General features: G+C 67.7%; 16 protein-coding genes. 11 read left to right on the top strand and 5 right to left on the bottom strand.

Annotated elements, in window-relative coordinates:
- The first annotated feature begins 5 nt into the window (after positions 1-5).
- From C1A15_RS14285 to C1A15_RS14265, 5 genes are all read left to right on the top strand, one after another.
- Positions 6-926 (top strand): patatin-like phospholipase family protein, encoded by a 921-nt coding sequence (locus C1A15_RS14285; RefSeq protein ID WP_101723180.1) that lies wholly within the window; start codon positions 6-8, stop codon positions 924-926.
- Positions 927-929: 3 nt separating this feature from the next.
- Positions 930-1,460: a DUF6933 domain-containing protein gene (locus C1A15_RS14280; RefSeq protein WP_101723179.1), complete on the top strand. Its 531-nt coding sequence runs from the start codon at positions 930-932 to the stop codon at positions 1,458-1,460.
- A gap of 119 nt (positions 1,461-1,579) precedes the next feature.
- A complete protein-coding gene (locus C1A15_RS14275) occupies positions 1,580-2,338 on the top strand; it encodes a tRNA threonylcarbamoyladenosine dehydratase (protein WP_101723178.1) in 759 nt (252 codons plus the stop codon).
- Entirely contained in the window at positions 2,335-3,150 is an 816-nt protein-coding gene (locus C1A15_RS14270; RefSeq protein WP_101723177.1) for a TatD family hydrolase, read from the top strand. Before C1A15_RS14275 ends, C1A15_RS14270 begins: the two co-directional genes overlap by 4 nt.
- A gap of 114 nt (positions 3,151-3,264) precedes the next feature.
- On the top strand, positions 3,265-3,636 hold the full coding sequence (locus tag C1A15_RS14265) for a transcriptional regulator (protein WP_101723176.1): 372 nt from the start codon (positions 3,265-3,267) through the stop codon (positions 3,634-3,636).
- 66 nt (positions 3,637-3,702) lie between these two features.
- On the opposite strand, the gene C1A15_RS14260 is transcribed toward C1A15_RS14265, so the two are convergent.
- On the bottom strand, positions 3,703-5,367 hold the full coding sequence (locus C1A15_RS14260) for an FAD-dependent oxidoreductase (RefSeq protein WP_101723175.1): 1,665 nt from the start codon (positions 5,365-5,367) through the stop codon (positions 3,703-3,705).
- Positions 5,368-5,556: 189 nt separating this feature from the next.
- Here C1A15_RS14260 and C1A15_RS14255 point away from each other — a divergent pair, with 189 nt between their 5' ends.
- The gene (locus C1A15_RS14255; protein ID WP_180953114.1) at positions 5,557-6,966 is read left to right on the top strand and encodes a response regulator transcription factor; all 1,410 of its coding nucleotides are present in this window, start codon (positions 5,557-5,559) and stop codon (positions 6,964-6,966) included.
- Positions 6,967-7,116: 150 nt separating this feature from the next.
- A complete protein-coding gene (locus tag C1A15_RS14250) occupies positions 7,117-8,004 on the top strand; it encodes a patatin-like phospholipase family protein (RefSeq protein WP_101723173.1) in 888 nt (295 codons plus the stop codon).
- Positions 8,005-8,238: 234 nt separating this feature from the next.
- On the opposite strand, the gene C1A15_RS14245 is transcribed toward C1A15_RS14250, so the two are convergent.
- Complete coding sequence (locus tag C1A15_RS14245; RefSeq protein WP_101723172.1) at positions 8,239-8,820, bottom strand: hypothetical protein; 582 nt, start codon at positions 8,818-8,820, stop codon at positions 8,239-8,241.
- Positions 8,821-8,916: 96 nt separating this feature from the next.
- On the opposite strand from C1A15_RS14245, the gene C1A15_RS14240 reads away from it, so the two are divergent.
- Both C1A15_RS14240 and C1A15_RS16880 read left to right on the top strand, forming a co-directional pair.
- On the top strand, positions 8,917-9,753 hold the full coding sequence (locus tag C1A15_RS14240) for a TrmH family RNA methyltransferase (RefSeq protein ID WP_101723171.1): 837 nt from the start codon (positions 8,917-8,919) through the stop codon (positions 9,751-9,753).
- Positions 9,744-9,923 carry a hypothetical protein gene (locus C1A15_RS16880; RefSeq protein ID WP_146001867.1) on the top strand — a complete coding sequence of 60 codons (180 nt, stop codon included), beginning with the start codon at positions 9,744-9,746 and terminating at the stop codon, positions 9,921-9,923. Before C1A15_RS14240 ends, C1A15_RS16880 begins: the two co-directional genes overlap by 10 nt.
- Positions 9,924-9,930: 7 nt before the next feature.
- Here the strand turns inward: C1A15_RS16880 and C1A15_RS14235 are convergent, their stop codons facing one another.
- Positions 9,931-10,887: an L-lactate dehydrogenase gene (locus tag C1A15_RS14235; protein ID WP_092199767.1), complete on the bottom strand. Its 957-nt coding sequence runs from the start codon at positions 10,885-10,887 to the stop codon at positions 9,931-9,933.
- A gap of 169 nt (positions 10,888-11,056) precedes the next feature.
- Between C1A15_RS14235 and C1A15_RS14230 the strand changes: the two genes are divergently transcribed.
- Positions 11,057-12,040, top strand: coding sequence for a helix-turn-helix transcriptional regulator (locus tag C1A15_RS14230; RefSeq protein WP_101723170.1), 984 nt, complete (start codon positions 11,057-11,059; stop codon positions 12,038-12,040).
- A 44-nt stretch (positions 12,041-12,084) separates the two neighbouring features.
- On the opposite strand, the gene C1A15_RS14225 is transcribed toward C1A15_RS14230, so the two are convergent.
- Positions 12,085-12,561 (bottom strand): hypothetical protein, encoded by a 477-nt coding sequence (locus tag C1A15_RS14225; RefSeq protein ID WP_092199773.1) that lies wholly within the window; start codon positions 12,559-12,561, stop codon positions 12,085-12,087.
- Entirely contained in the window at positions 12,558-12,884 is a 327-nt protein-coding gene (locus C1A15_RS14220; RefSeq protein WP_101723169.1) for an HIRAN domain-containing protein, read from the bottom strand. Before C1A15_RS14220 ends, C1A15_RS14225 begins: the two co-directional genes overlap by 4 nt.
- Before the next feature lie 235 nt (positions 12,885-13,119).
- On the opposite strand from C1A15_RS14220, the gene C1A15_RS14215 reads away from it, so the two are divergent.
- Positions 13,120-14,139, top strand: coding sequence for an IS1595 family transposase (locus C1A15_RS14215; protein WP_101721182.1), 1,020 nt, complete (start codon positions 13,120-13,122; stop codon positions 14,137-14,139).
- The last annotated feature ends 397 nt before the right edge of the window (positions 14,140-14,536 follow it).

Here is a 14,536-nt window from a genome sequence, read left to right as displayed (position 1 = left end):
CCGGTATGCAATCCCTCGCCGTCAACATCCCCGACGTCGCGCTCATCATCGAGGGCGGCGGCATGCGCGCCAGCTACACGGCGGGCGCGGTGGTTACGCTGCTCGAGCGGCAGCTGAACTTCGGCCGCGTCTACGGCATCTCCGCCGGTTCCAGCCACACGGTGAACTACGTGTCGCGCGATATCGCGCGCACGAAGGCATCGTTCGTCGACCTCGTGAAGGACCCGCGCTTCGGCGGCCTCGGCAGCTTCGCGCGCGGCACCGGCTACTTCAACGCCCCGTACCTGTACGAGGGCATCGCCGAGGAGCACGCGGGCTCGGGCGACACGATGGCGTTCGATTGGGAGACGTTCCGGCGCAATCCCGCCGACGTGCACATCGAGGGCTTCGACGCGGAGACGGGCGCCACGGTCGCGTGGACGAAGGCTGACATGCCTACGATGCGCGCCATGATGCTGCGCGTGCGCGCGAGCTCCACGATGCCGCTGTTCATGCCGCCCACGACGATCGACGGGCGCACGTACCTCGACGGCGGCATGGGCGAGAGCTGGGGCATCCTGCTCGACGCGGCGCGGCGCGACGGCTTCGAGCGGTTCTTCATCATCCGCTCGCAGGTGCGCGGCTACCGCAAGAAGCCCCTCGCCGCGCCCGTGCGGGCCCTGTTCCGCACCGCGTTTCGGACGTATCCGGCGGTGGCCGCGTGCACCATCGAGCGCTGGCGCCCCTACAACGCGCTGTGCGACGAGGTGGAGCGGCTCGAGCGCGCGGGCGCGGCGTGCGTGTTCTATCCCGAGGAGATGCCCGTGTCGAACAAGGAGACGAGCTACGCGAAGCTGCAGGCGGCCTACGAGCGCGGCTACGCGCAGGCACGGCGCGAGGCCGATGCGTGGGAATCGTGGCTGCGTCCCTCGCAGGCGACGGGGTAGCGCGTGGAGCTTGGCATCACCATACCCCTGCAGCGTCGCCTGCGCCTGCCGCGGCCGCCGTACGGCGAGGTGGACGACCTGCTGTTCTGCTGGGAGGCGCATCGCAAGGCGCTCGGCGGCTGCGACATGCTCCTGTTGGTGAACGCAAGCAACCGGTTCGCGGCGTTCGCGTGCATGCAGCCGGGGGAGTGGCGCGACTGGGAGCGCGTCGCGCTCGCGGCGCTGCGCGCCTCGCTTGCGGCCAGCGGGTTCGACGAGGACGTGATCGACGCGTACCTGTTCTTCGGCGGCGCGGCCCATGTGACGCGCACGCACGGCCGACGGCCAGTCGCGTTCCTCAACGCGCTCGTGGACAAGCTGCTGCCGCTGACGCTTCCCCTCCCGTCCGACGCGGGCGCGCCGTTCCCGCGCGAGCTGTGCCGCCTCGCCAACGAGCGGACGGCGTGCAGGGCGGCCGGCTTCGAGGGCCTCGGCCTGCCGGCCGAGCGTTTCGCGGCCGATCTCAAGCGCCTGGGGATCGGCGCCCCGGCGTAAGCGCTGCATAGCGCGGGGGTTGCGAGAGCGGCCGTTCGCGCGTGAAGTGTCGGCCACCGCTTCTCGCGCGTCCGATCGCGCGGCCCGTGCTACCATGGTCGCCGACAGAAAGGATGCGCATGACGGCAACCGGCGACACCGCCACCTCGAAACTCGAACTGATCATGGGACGCGACGGCCTCGCGCGCCTCGCGGAGTCCACCGTCATGGTGCTGGGCGTGGGCGGCGTGGGCTCGAACTGCGTCGAGGCGCTCGCACGCGGCGGCGTGGGCAGGCTCATCGTGGTGGACCACGACGTGGTGCAGGCCAGCAACATCAACCGCCAGGCCATCGCGTTTCGCAGCACCATCGGCCGCAAGAAGGTGGACGTCGCGCGCGGCATGATCGCCGACATCAACCCCGATGCGCAGGTGGAAGCGCTCGACGAGTTCGTGCTGGCCGAGAACGTCCCCGCGTTCCTGGGCGCGTACGTCGACCGCGTGGACTACGTTGTCGACGCCATCGACACCATTTCGGCCAAGCTGGCCGTCGCGCAGTACGCCGACGCGCACGGCATGCGCCTCGTCAGCAGCATGGGCGCGGCGAACAAGCTGCGTCCCGACTGCTTTCGGTTCGCCGACGTGTTTGACACGGTGAACTGCCCGTTGTGCCGCATCATGCGCAAGGAGGCGCGCAAGCGCGGCATCCGCCACCTGCGCGTGCTGTACTCGTGCGAGCAACCGGTGGCCGTTCCCGTGCGCGAAGGCGCCGAGCGTCGCGAGCGGTCGAACCTGGGAACCGCGTCGTTCGTGCCGCCCATCATGGGCCAGATGATCGCCGGCGAGGTGCTGTGCGCGCTCGCGGGCGTGGGCGCCCATGCGGGGGAGGAGCGCGTATGACGGCGTGTCGTCCCGAGCGCAGTGCGCAGCGCGGAGTCGAAGGATTCTGTGCGGCATCGGCGGTAGGCCTGTTCGATATGCACTGCCATCTGGACTTCGCTCCCGACGCGCTGACGGCAGCGCGCGGGATGGCCGCCTACGGCATGGGGGCGTTTTCGGTGACGGTCACGCCGCGGGGATACGAGCGCGCGACCGAGCTGCTGGAAGCCTGCGATGCCGTGCGCGTGGGGCTGGGGCTGCATCCCTGGTGGATCGCCGACGGCAGCTGCGACGAGCGGGACGTGGCGCAGTTCGAGCGCCTGGCTGCGGGAGAGCGCTTCATCGGCGAGGTCGGCCTCGATTTCGCGGGCGATCGCGCGGCTGCGCGCGAGGCCCAGGTTGCGGCGTTCGGGCGCGTGGCGCAGGCGTGCGCGGGCGGCGGGAAGGTGCTGTCGATCCACGCGGTGCGCGCGGCGGGCGAGGTGCTCGACGTGCTCGAAGGCGCGGGGGCGCTGGCGGAGAACGCCTGCATCTTCCACTGGTTCTCGGGAACGTCGGACGAGCTGCAGCGGGCCCTGCGCGAAGGGAGCTTCTGCTCCGTCAACCCGCGCATGCTGGCTTCGAAGCGCGGTCGCGCTTACGCGCAGGCCGTGCCCGCCGAGCGCCTGCTGCTGGAAACCGACGCCCCGTCAAAGTCCGGCGAGCCCTACGATCCTGCCGCCGAGGACGCGCGCTTGGCCGCTCTGCTCGAAACCCTCGCCGCCCTGCGCCGCACGTCTCTCGACGAACTCGCCGACCGCATAGCCCGAACCAGCCGCGCGCTTCTGGGCTAGCCTGCGTCACCGTTGGTCAACGGCGTATCGACAGGGCCGCCCGAGCGTGCTCTTCGCTGCCGCTTCCTCCTATAGTGCCTGTATGGACGCCGAAAACCGGAAGGAGGCCGCGCAATGGAGCTGGGCACGCTGCCCGAGTGGTTCACCGCGTGCGCCGAGGTGCTGGCGGTGTGCACCGCGCTGTTCTTGCCGCAGTACACGGCGTACCGCAACCGCAAGGCGAGCTACGACCGCATGCGCCGCGTGACGTCGGGGTTGCTGCGTGAGCTGGCGGACGAGCTCGAGCGATGCGACGGCTGCGACGCGTCCCAGCTCGAGAGCGCCAAGGAGCTGGAGCTGTACCTGCGCGTCTCGTTCTACGCGCTGAGCGAAGCGAAGGAGATCGCTCTGCGCGCCGAGGTGGAGCGGCTGTATCGCCGCCTCGTCGCGCCGCACGCCGATCTGCCCGCGCTCCGCCGGGAGATCGCCGAGATCTCGCGCGCATGAAGGCGGCCCGCCGGGCTCGAGAACGTACGAGCCCGGCGGGTGGGAGGGAGGATGTGCGGGATCCGGTTACGCCTTCGCGATGAGCTCGCGGGCGGCGATGCGGCCGAACACCATGCATTCGGTGATGTTGCCGCTGCCCTGGTACTTCGCGGTCCAGATCGAGCCGAACTCGCCCGACGAGTACAGGTTGGGGATGGGCTCGCCGTCCACGTCGAGGATCTGCGCCTTCTCGTTGCGGCGCGGGCCGCCGTCGGTGTTCAGTATCTCGGGGATGCAGGGGATGGCGAAGAACGGCGGCGTGCTCACCGGCGCCAGCTGGTCGGAAGGACGGTGGAACTGCTCGTCGACGCCGTTCGCGCACGAGGCGTTCCACACGTTCACGGTGTTCACCAGCTCGTCGACCGGCACCTCCATGAGCGCGGCCAGCTCCTCGATGGTGTCGGCCGTGAGCGCGTACCCGTCGGCCACCGCGTCGATCGTCGGGTCGATCTCGGTCTTCTCGGTCTGGTTCTGCAGCGTGTTGTTGGCCACGTCCTTGCCCATGTAGGCGCCGAAGCGTCTGCCCTCGGAGTCGTACACGAACCACTGCTTGTCGGGCAGGGGTAGCATCTTCCATTCTCCGCCGAAGTTCTGGTGGCCGTGACGGCAGCCGTAGTGCAGCGAAAGCGGGCCCTCTTCGCCCTTCGTGAACATCGTGGTGCCTTCCCATTCTTGGTAGAAGCGCCGCCCGTTCACGCCTACCACGATGCCGAGGGCCTTCTTCAGGCTGCGGTACGGCATGGTTTTCTCGCCGTCCAGGCTGATGCCGTTCGACCATGCGCCTGCGAAGCTGTTCATGTGCCACATGCCGGCGCCCAGCTTCGCGCAGATGCGATGGCCGTCGCCGGTGTTGAGCGAGGCGCCCGCCGCATGCATGCGCTCGAAGGACAGGTAGTCCTGCAGCATCTCGGGGTCGTTCTCGAAACCTCCGCAGGTCATGACCACGCCCTTGCGCGCTTTCGCGTACACGCTCTTGCCCTTGTCCTCGTACACGCCGCCGAGCACGGCTTTCGTATCGGGATCCTGCACGAGCGCGGTCAAGGGCGCGTTCGTCTTGCGCGTCACCTGCTCGGGGTACTGCTCGAGCACCGAGCTCAGGAACTTGCTGATGTGCTTGCGATCCTCGTCTGCGTTGTCCGTTTTGAACTGGCACTTGGGGAACGAGCCCGAGTTCTCCAGCTCGAACCACTCGGCTTTGCCGTCGCCCTGCGGCGTGACCTTGACGTCGTCTTCGGTCATGCCCAGACCGGCGAGCCAGTCCCAGTTCTCGGCTGCGCCCTGCGCGTACGTCTCGTAGACGGATGCAGGCGTGGCGGTCATGCCGCCGAGCATCGCCTTCATGTACACGGCGAACGCGTCGGGGTCGTCGGTGATGTGGAACGATCCGCTGCAGACCGGCGAGTTGCCGCTGCCGATGAGCGTGGCGCCCTTCTCGAGCAGCAGCGTGGCGTTGTCGCCGCCTTCGGTGGCCATCGCGACGGCAGTGGCGAGGCCCGCCGCGCCCGCGCCCACCACGATGACGTCGTACTCCTCGTCCCATGAAATGTCGGCGACGGACGTCGCGACGTCGTTGGCGGCGTTCTGCGCGGGCTTAGGCCCGCATCCGGCCAACCCGAAAGCTGCAGCCCCTAGAGCGGCAACGCCGCTCGCTTTGATGAAGTTGCGGCGCGAGAGCGCGTTGTTCTTATCCATGTCTCCTCCTTGGTTTCGGTGCCTCTGCTCGCTCAGCGTACGACGATTCGACCGTCTGCGATGAGACCCGGATCGGAGCAAACGCCTGGTGAGCGTGTCGCCCGAATCGGGCGAACTTGGCTTTGCCCTCGTTTGGGGAGGGACGCGGGCTTCGTTCCGTGCGATAATGCGGCGTGGGGAGGGATGGAGATGGAAGAGAAGCGGGATCGCGGAGCGTTGTGGGCGGGTACCGCCGCGATGGCGGTGGGATTCTTCGTGTGGTACACGTGCTCCAACTGGGTGAGCGCGCTGACGTACGACGCCTCGTTCTCGTACTGGTGGCTCAACAAGTCGGGTGCCGTGGTGCTGGTCACGGTGCTCGCGTGCGCCGTTTTGTGGTGGGTTTCCGTTCCTGCGCGCATTGCGCGGGTGCTCGACTGGGCGTTCGCCGGCGTGTACGCCTGCTCGCTCGCCGTGCTGCTTGGAGGGACGGGCATGGCGAAGCCGTTCGCCGAGATGTGCGGTCTTCTTCTGTTCGCGGCGGCGCAAACGTGGATGGTCGTGCGCTGGGGGTCGTGCTACGCGCGCTCGTCCACCGACGAGGTGACGCGCGCGCTGCTGCTGGCCATCGTGCTTGTTGCCGCCGCGAAATGCGTGACGACGTTCTTGCCTGAGGCGGCGACGATGGTGCTCATGCTGGCGTTGCCGTTCCTATCGATGGGGATGCTTGCGGTGCGCCTGCATGATGCGGGCGACGAACGCCGTGCCGAGCAGTGGTTCACGCGCGCGTCGCTTCCCTCGTTCGGCCGCATCGTGGTGGCGATGGCGGTGTTCTTCTTCATCTGGTCCATCCTCAACATGACCCTCAAGCACGGCACCGGCCACTACAGCTTCGGTGCGGCCGCCACGCCGGTGTACACGCTGCTGTCGCAGGTCATCCTCTTCGCGTTCTGCGCGTTCACGTACTGGTGGGTGTTCGAGCGCCGCCGTCATCTCGACATCACCGTGGTATGGCGCTTCACGTACGTGCTCATGGCGCTCGCGCTGTTCATGCTGTCGGCGTTCGGCATGGCGCAGTTCATCCAGGCGTTCACGGGCGCGGCCGTGGTGGTGGCGAAGATGTTTCTGTGGCTGGGGCTGGCGAACGTCGCGCATCACGGTCCGTTCAGGCCGCTCATGGTGTTCTGCCCGGGCATGTTGCTGTACTCGCTGCCCGACTGGCTGGGGCGCAGCGCCGCGTCGTTTCTGGGGTTGGAGTCGCTCAATCCCGCCATCGCCTCGTTCATGCTCGTGGTGACCGTGGTGATGGTGGCGTTCTTCCTGCCGTCGCGCTCGCCCGACGTGCAGCTGCTGCTGTCCGATCTGAACGACGGCGGGCCCCGGGCCATCGGGGACGGCGACGGCATCGACGAGCGCTGCCGCGCGGTGGGGGAGCGTCGCGGTCTTTCTCCGCGCGAGATCGAGATCATGCAGTACCTGTGCAAAGGTCGTTCTCGTCCCTACATCGCCGAGACGCTGTACTTATCGGAGAACACGGTGCGCACCCATTCGCGCCGAATCTACGGCAAGCTCGACGTGCACAACAAGCAGGAGCTGCTCGACCTCGTGCGCGGGGAGTGACGGCCGTCGTCTCGCCGTTCGTCGGCGCTCTGCGCTACAGCCCCTCGCCGGCACGGTGACGGTTGCGCGCGCTTGCGTTCGGCGCGGGGCGCGCACGCGTATCGTGGACGGGTACGCAGGCGGCAGCGGCGGCGAAGGAGGCAGCAGGGCATGTTGACGAGCACCGTGCACGACGTGGCCCTCGTGTTCGAGGGCGGCGGGATGCGCAACTCGTACTCGGCCGGCGCGATCAGCGTCATGCTGGAGCACGGGCTGTTCTTCGACGACGTGTACGGGCTGTCCGCAGGCGCGACGAACGTGATCGACTACCTCTCGCGCGACGCGCGTCGCAACGAGGCCTCGTTCACCACCTGCCTCGACGGCCTGTCGTTTCGCTGGCGGGTGATGCCGTTCGTGGACACCGACGGCGTCAGCGCGGCGCTGCATGGGGACGCGCGGGCCCGCTCGGGCTGCGCGCTGCCGTTCGACTTCGACTCCTTCCAAGCGAACCCGGCGCGCGCGACCATGCAGGCCATCGACCGCGACACCGGCGAGACCGTGTACTTCACCCGCGACGATTTCCCCACAGAGGCTGCGCTCATGGAGCGCGTCCGCGCCTCGACGAGCTATCCCATCGCGCTGCCGCCCACCGTCATCGACGGGCGTGCGCTGTACGACGGCGGCATCGGCCGGGGCGGCGGCATCATGGTGCCGCGCGCGATGGACGACGGGCTGCAAAAGTTCTTCGTGGTGTGCACGCGCCCGCGCGGCTTTCGCCGGCCCGCGCGCTCGAAGCGTTTCTACGATGCGTTCTTCTGGCGACGCCCTCACATGCGGGAGGCGCTGGACACCTGGAACCGGCGCTACGACGACGAGCTCGACCGGCTCGATCGGCTCGAGGCCGAAGGCCGCGCCTACGTGTTCTACGCGAACGACCAGGGCGTGCGCAACACCGAGCGCGATGTGGAGAAGCTCGCGCGCAACTACGAGCGCGGCCGCATGCAGGCCTTGTCCGAATTCGACAAGTGGGAGAGGTTTCTCTCGGGGCAGGGGGTTTGAGCTTCCGGCCGCCGCCTTGCGCACGAATTCGGGGGTCTATGTGATGCAAAATGAGGTTTTTGGCACGATGAGATGATGCGCGGCTTGACAACTCGAAACCCCACCTGGGGTTTTGGCGGCACGTGTGAGCGCGATGCCCCTCCGACGGCGCGAACCGAGCGCCCCGTGTGCCAAAAATCGGATTTTGCCGCACATGGGGCTCTGAAGACGCGCGCGGACGCGGCTCGACGACCCTTAGCGGAAGTCTTCCTCGTCGGCATGTTCCCAGCCGAACAGCGCGTCGCCCACGAGGCGGAACGCGAAGGGCAACGGCGGGCGCACGTCGCCGTTGTCGATGCGCTCGGCAATGCCTTCCAACTCCTCCAGAAGGTCGAAGAACGACAGCTCGTCGAGCGAGGGCATGCCTTCGGCCACCTCTTCCGGCGAGATCAGCAGGATCTGCAGCACGATGTCGAGATAGCCGTCGAGGTCGGCATTGCTGGCCAGCAGCTCCTCTGCCTTGTCGCGGGCGAAGAACGACTTCTCCACGCAGTACCAGCCCTTGGCCTCGGGCGCGTCCTCATCGTCCAGGTAGTCGCTGAGGATGATGCCGTTGCCTTCGAGGTCGTCCACCGAGTAGCACGACACGAGCGTCTCGGGGGTCACGAGCGGCTCGTCGTCCTCGTCGAGGTCGCTCATCACGTACACGAGCTCGGCGGCCAGCCCGTCCGCGCCCACCTCGAGCGCCAGCCCGTAGCAATAGCCCGGGTTCGCCTTGCGCGTGCCCCAGTAGAGCTCGCCGTGATGCTCGAGAAACGTTTTGACGGTAGCGGCCATGGGGATTCCCTTCGCGACGTGCCTGATCGGATCAGTCGAGTATAGAGCATCGCGGCCCGCGGTGGTACGATGGTCGTCGACCGAAAGGAAAACGACATGCCGATCATCCATCTCGACGACCTCGACGACCCGCGGCTCGCGGCGTACTCGGGCATGACCGACGCGCAGCTGCGCGATTGCCCCGACAGCGCGCACGGCCTGTTCATCGGCGAGTCGCGCAAGGTCATCGAGCGCGCGCTGGCCGCCGGCGTGCGGATGCGCTCGCTGTTCATGGAGGAGAAGTGGCTCGACCAGACGATGCCGCTCGTCGATTCGCTGCTGGACGGCGACCCTGCCTTCCCGGTGCTCGTGGCCACGCGCGAGCAGTTCCATGCGCTGACCGGCTACGAGGTCACGCGCGGCGCGTTGGCCGCGTTCGAGCGGCCTGCGCTGCCAAGCGTGCCCGACCTCCTGGCGAACGCGCGCCGGGTGGCCGTGCTCGAGGACATTACGAACTACACGAACATCGGGGCCGTGTTCCGCTCGGCGGCGGCGCTCGGCATCGACGCGGTGCTGGTCACCCCGTCGTGCCACGACCCGCTGTACCGCCGCGCCGCGCGCGTGTCGATGGGGACGGTGTTCCAGGTGCCGTGGACGCGCATCGGAGGCGAGCGCGCCTGGGCGACCGAGGGCGTGCCGCTGCTGCGCTCGCTGGGCTTCGCCACCGCCGCGCTCGCGTTGTCCGATGACGCGCTCTATCTGCACGACGAGCGCCTGCGTTCCTGCGAGCGCCTGGCCCTCGTGCTGGGGACCGAAGGCGACGGACTGGCCCCTGCGACGATCGCCACCTGCGATTACACGGTGAAGATCCCCATGGACCACGAGGTGGACTCCCTCAACGTGGCCGCCGCCAGCGCCGTTGCGTTCTGGGAGCTGAGGACGAAGTGGCGGTAGAACGTGTGCTGGATTCTCTGCTTTCCCTGCTCATCGACACGCCTCTGCCCTCATTGCGCGACGAAGACGGCGAAGTCCGTCTGTTCTGGATCGTCGTCGCAATCGCAGTCCCGTTTTTCGCCGTCGTGGCGCTTATCTTCGCAGCGCTCGTATTCGCAGGCGGCCGCTGAGCGTCTTCTACTCTAAGTCCAGCCCGGCCATCACTTCCCGCATCGTCTCCGCCGACTCCTGCAGCCTTGCCAGCTCGTCGTCCGACAGCGGCGCGGGCACCTGGTACTCGATGCCGTCCTTACCCACCACGGCGGGCATCGACAGCACCACGTCGTGCAGGTCGTGGACGCCGTGCTGGAAGTTCGACACGGGCAGGATGGGCTTCTCGTCGCGGACGATGGCCTCGCAGATGCGCTTCACCGACATGGCGATGCCGTAATAGGTCGCCTTCTTCTTCGCGATGATCTCGTAGGCGCTGTTCTTCACGTCCTCGGCGATACGCTGCATGGACTCGTCGTGGTCGAAATGGCCGCGCAGCTCGCAGAAGTCGTTCACCGGGATGCCCGACACGTTCGCCGTGCTCCAAACCGCGATCTCGCTGTCGCCGTGCTCGCCGATGATGCGCGCGTGCACGTTGCGCGGGTCCACGCCGAGGTGCTCGCCGAGGATGTACTTGAAGCGTGCGGTGTCCAGCACGGTGCCTGAGCCGATGACGCGGTTCTCGGGCATGCCCGAGAGCTTCAGCGCCACGTGCGTAAGGATGTCCACCGGGTTCGACACCACCAGCAGGATTCCCTGGTAGTCGCGGCGCGCTATCTCGGGGATGATGGACTTGAAGATGCGCACGTTCTTGTGCACGAGGTCGAGGCGCGTCTCGCCGGGCTGCTGGTTCGCGCCGGCCGTGACGATGATGATGGCCGCGTCCGCCGCGTCGTCGTAGTCGCCCGCGTAGATGTTCATGGGGCCCGCGAAGGGCATGCCGTGCGCGATGTCGAGCGCCTCGCCCTCGGCGCGGTCGCGATCGACGTCGATGAGCACCATCTCGGTGAACAGCTCGCTCTGCATGAGTGCGAACGCCGTGGCCGAGCCCACGAACCCGCATCCGACGATGGCCACTTTCCGATCATTGACAACGCGCTGCATAGGCACCCTTCCGCTGGCTCGTACGCTTATGTTCGACTGAGAACCTACTGCATGCCGCTGCCCGCGTCAAGGACGTTCATCGATTGTCTGTACCGAAAGAGGGATAGGGGTCCTATACTGATCTCATGCGCGCGAGATGCGCCGCACCGGGCCGATGCGAGGAGGAGCCATGTCCGTGAACCGTCAGAAGCTCAAGCTGCTGTACCTCATGCAGATGCTCGAGGAGCAGACCGATGCCGAACGTGGCCTCACGATGACGCAGATCCTCGAGAATCTGGAGGATCTGGGCATCTCGGCGGAGCGCAAGTCCATCTACCGCGACATCGAGGCGCTGCGCGAGTTCGGCGTGGACGTCCGCACCTACCAGCGCGCGCCGGTGGAGTACGCCGTGGAGCACCGCGCGTTCGCGTTCGCCGAGCTGCAGCTGCTCGTGGACGCGGTGCAGAGCTCGCGCTTCCTCACGCAGCGCAAAAGCGATGCGCTCGTGGAAGGCGTGAAGCAGCTTGCCTCGCAGCGGCAGCGGGAGTTGCTCGACAAGCGCGTGCACGTGGAAGGTCGCATCAAGATGCAGAACGAGTCGGTGTTCGGCAGCGTCGACCGCATCCAGGAGGCTATCGCGCGCAAGCGCAAGATATCGTTCACCTACTTCAAGTACGACGCGGCGAAGCACAAGGCTCCGCAACACGGCGGCGAGCGCTATGTCGAGACGCCCGTGCAGCTCGTGTACGCCGAGGGGTACTACTACCTGGTGGTGTTCAACGAGAAGCACGACGGCTTCGCGAACTACCGCGTGGACCGCATGGATCGCATCGAGGTGACGGATGAGCCGGCGCTCAAGAACGAGCGCATCGCCACCTTCGACGCGCGCGAGCTGGAGAGCCGCGCGTTCGGCATGTACAGCGGCGAGCCGGTGGCGGCCACGCTGCTGGTGGACGAGGAGGTCATGGGCGCGGTCATCGACCGGTTCGGCAAGGACGTGGAGTCGATGCCGACGGGGGAGGGCCGGGCGCGCGTGTACGCGACGGTGATGAAGAGCCCCGTGCTGTTCGGCTGGCTGGCCCAGTTCGGCGCGCGCATCAGCATCGAGAAGCCGGCGTCGCTCGCGCAGGAGTACCGCGCCTACCTCGCGGACATCGTCGCCGCGTACGAGTAGGGCGACAGCGCGCCTGGCCAGCCGCCCTTCGTTCATCCGCAACCTCACATCGCGCGCGGCAGCGACGCCGCATCGCGCTCGCGGACGGGCTGGCCTCCGCCGACGACGAGCCGCCCGCCGTCGTCGAGGACGACTTCGAGCTCCACGAGCAGCCCGCGTTCGTCGGCGGTCGTCACAAGATCGCTCACCCGCCGTCCGATGGCGTACGAGCAGGGGCGCAGGCTCTTCCAACGCAGCCCCGCAACGGGCGCGTCGGTTTCCACGCTGCCCACATGCAACGCGATGTGCGGCCCCCGCATCACGAACGCGGCGAGGTCGCACGTCTCGAGCCTGAGGATGGTGGGCGCGCCGGGCAGGTAGGCGCGGGAGCGATCGTCCCAGAGGGTGAGCACATCGGCCACGTACGCCCCGATCGCTGCCCGCGCCTGCCGCCGGTTGGCGACGGCCAGGCTGTGTGCGTCGTCGAACCATCGCTGGTACAGGTTCGCGAACGCCGTGGCGGCGTCGACGGGTGCGCTCATCGCGCATCCCTCACATACAGCCCCACGCGCACCTGGTGCCAAGGGTCGGCTTCCGCGTCGACCTGCAACACGCGCAGCTCGAATGCATCGGCGTGCCCGTAGCGGCACATGACCGACACCGTGCCGTTCTCGGAGGCGGGGACGTAGCCGAGCTTCGTCTGCCCGAAGTAGATGGCCATCGCTTCGGGGTCGTAGGGGTTGTCGGGCTCGGGCGCGAGGCGCAGCTCCGCTCCCGGCTTGAGCTCGCCGAGGGCGAGCGCGCCGTCCCAATGTTGGAATCCCGCGATGTGATAGGTCGCCATATGGCGCGACGGTTCGTACATGATGCTTCCTCCTCCTTCGCTTCGTTGCCGTCCATCCTACCCGCGTGCATGGGCGACGCGTGTCCCTCGCATGGGACACGCTCGCGGTTTTTCGCGGCCGCATGCGTCGATGTGCGCGAATGGCGGGGCTCCGCTGTTAAACCAAGATTGACATAGTACCCTTTCCGGGACACGGAAAGCGGGTCCCCAGCCCTACGATGCGGTTGTCGAAAGAGCATCGGGGAAAGGACCCGCCATGAGCATTATAGGCCAAGTGAAGGACATGACCCTCGCCGAGAAGCGGGATCTCGCCGACGCGCTCAGGGAGGCCATTGCCGAGGACCTCGCGCTGGCGGGGCGGGGCGAGCCCGACCGCTGCCCGAGGTGCGGCTGCCCCTCCTTCGTGCGGAAGGGCCGCGACGCGGGCGGCTCCCAGCGCTGGCTGTGCCGGGGCTGCGGGCGCACGTTCGGGGCGAAGACGCTCGGCCTGCTGGGCCGGTCCAAGCTGCCGCCCGCCGCTTGGATGGAGTTCGCGGCCTGCGCGGCCGACGCGCTGCCCCTGCGGGAGACGGCCCGCCGCTGCGGGACGAGCCTGTACACCGCCTGGTTCATGAGGATGCGGGCCTGCGAGGTCATGGGGCGCAGGCTCCTGCCCCTGCGTGGCGATTCCTTCGAGGTGGACGGCACCTACCTCCACGAGTCCATGCCGGGCAACCACTCGCGGAGCCGGTGGTTCGATCTGGGCCGCCGGCCCCACCGCACCGGGCACGACGCGGGGTCGGCGGGGCTGGCGAAAGGAGTCTGCGTGCTGTGCGGGGTAAGCGAGCTCGGGGACTGCTTCTGCGAGCTGGCGGAGGCCGAGGATTCCGCCGACATCGGGATCGTCTTGGGGGCGAAGCTGCCGGCGGGGTGCTCGGTGGCGACCGACGGGTGGAGGTCCTACAACCGCGCGGCGCTCGGGGGAAGGCCCCACGAGGTGCGCGGCGGCAGGGGCCTCGCGGCGGTCAACTCGCTCCACTCGCGCCTCAAGGCGTTCGTCGGGAGGTTCAACGGAGTGTCGAACCGCCGCCTGCAGCGCTACTTGGACTGGTTCTGCTACCGGGAGCAGTTCCGGAGCTGCGCCGGGGACCGCAGGGAGCTCCTGTACTCCCACGAGGTCTCGGGGCGCTACGTCTGCACGAGGGAGCTGGTGCACCTCGAGCCGCGTCCGTTCTTCAGCTGCATCAACAGGTGGGCCGTCGGCGAGAGGTACGGGTATATGTCAATGGTGGTTTAACAGCGGAGGCGGGGCTATGTGATGCAAAATCGGGTTTTTGGCAGTCCGCGCCCGTCTGAGACTGCTGTTTTGCGACCGCGGAAAACAGCGACCTGGGGTTTCGTGCACGACTGTTGCCGAGAAGAGCGCCAAGATTGCCAAAAACCCGATTTTGCATCACATAGCCCTGTTCCGTTGTGCATCCGGGCCCCGTTCCGCCGTGCATCCGGACTCCGTAATGCCGTGCGCTCGGGCCTCCTGCCGCCGCGCATCCGGGCCCCGTTCCGCCGTGCGTTCGGTTCCTATCCGCTGCCCATCCGAAGGTCGCGCCCCCTATTCGAGCGCATAGGCTCTCGTCGTGGAGGCGCGGTGCGCTCGGAGGACGCCGGCGCGTCCGTCCATCCCATGTGCCTTCTTC

The sequence above is a fragment of the Eggerthella timonensis genome, assembly GCF_900184265.1.
Taxonomy (GTDB): domain Bacteria; phylum Actinomycetota; class Coriobacteriia; order Coriobacteriales; family Eggerthellaceae; genus Eggerthella; species Eggerthella timonensis.
The sequence above is the reverse complement of the archived record's forward strand: the minus strand, read 5'-3'. Positions and strand labels throughout refer to the sequence as shown.

Excerpts from the sequence above, each read along its gene's own strand:
- C1A15_RS14285 (WP_101723180.1), top strand. The coding sequence starts at position 6 with ATGCAATCCCTCGCCGTCAACATCCCCGACGTCGCGCTCATCATCGAG.
- C1A15_RS14275 (WP_101723178.1), top strand. The coding sequence starts at position 1,580 with ATGACGGCAACCGGCGACACCGCCACCTCGAAACTCGAACTGATCATG.
- C1A15_RS14270 (WP_101723177.1), top strand. The coding sequence starts at position 2,335 with ATGACGGCGTGTCGTCCCGAGCGCAGTGCGCAGCGCGGAGTCGAAGGA.
- C1A15_RS14265 (WP_101723176.1), top strand. The coding sequence starts at position 3,265 with ATGGAGCTGGGCACGCTGCCCGAGTGGTTCACCGCGTGCGCCGAGGTG.
- C1A15_RS14260 (WP_101723175.1), bottom strand. The coding sequence starts at position 5,367 with ATGGATAAGAACAACGCGCTCTCGCGCCGCAACTTCATCAAAGCGAGC.
- C1A15_RS14255 (WP_180953114.1), top strand. The coding sequence starts at position 5,557 with ATGGAAGAGAAGCGGGATCGCGGAGCGTTGTGGGCGGGTACCGCCGCG.
- C1A15_RS14250 (WP_101723173.1), top strand. The coding sequence starts at position 7,117 with ATGTTGACGAGCACCGTGCACGACGTGGCCCTCGTGTTCGAGGGCGGC.
- C1A15_RS14245 (WP_101723172.1), bottom strand. The coding sequence starts at position 8,820 with ATGGCCGCTACCGTCAAAACGTTTCTCGAGCATCACGGCGAGCTCTAC.
- C1A15_RS14240 (WP_101723171.1), top strand. The coding sequence starts at position 8,917 with ATGCCGATCATCCATCTCGACGACCTCGACGACCCGCGGCTCGCGGCG.
- C1A15_RS14235 (WP_092199767.1), bottom strand. The coding sequence starts at position 10,887 with ATGCAGCGCGTTGTCAATGATCGGAAAGTGGCCATCGTCGGATGCGGG.
- C1A15_RS14230 (WP_101723170.1), top strand. The coding sequence starts at position 11,057 with ATGTCCGTGAACCGTCAGAAGCTCAAGCTGCTGTACCTCATGCAGATG.
- C1A15_RS14225 (WP_092199773.1), bottom strand. The coding sequence starts at position 12,561 with ATGAGCGCACCCGTCGACGCCGCCACGGCGTTCGCGAACCTGTACCAG.
- C1A15_RS14220 (WP_101723169.1), bottom strand. The coding sequence starts at position 12,884 with ATGTACGAACCGTCGCGCCATATGGCGACCTATCACATCGCGGGATTC.
- C1A15_RS14215 (WP_101721182.1), top strand. The coding sequence starts at position 13,120 with ATGAGCATTATAGGCCAAGTGAAGGACATGACCCTCGCCGAGAAGCGG.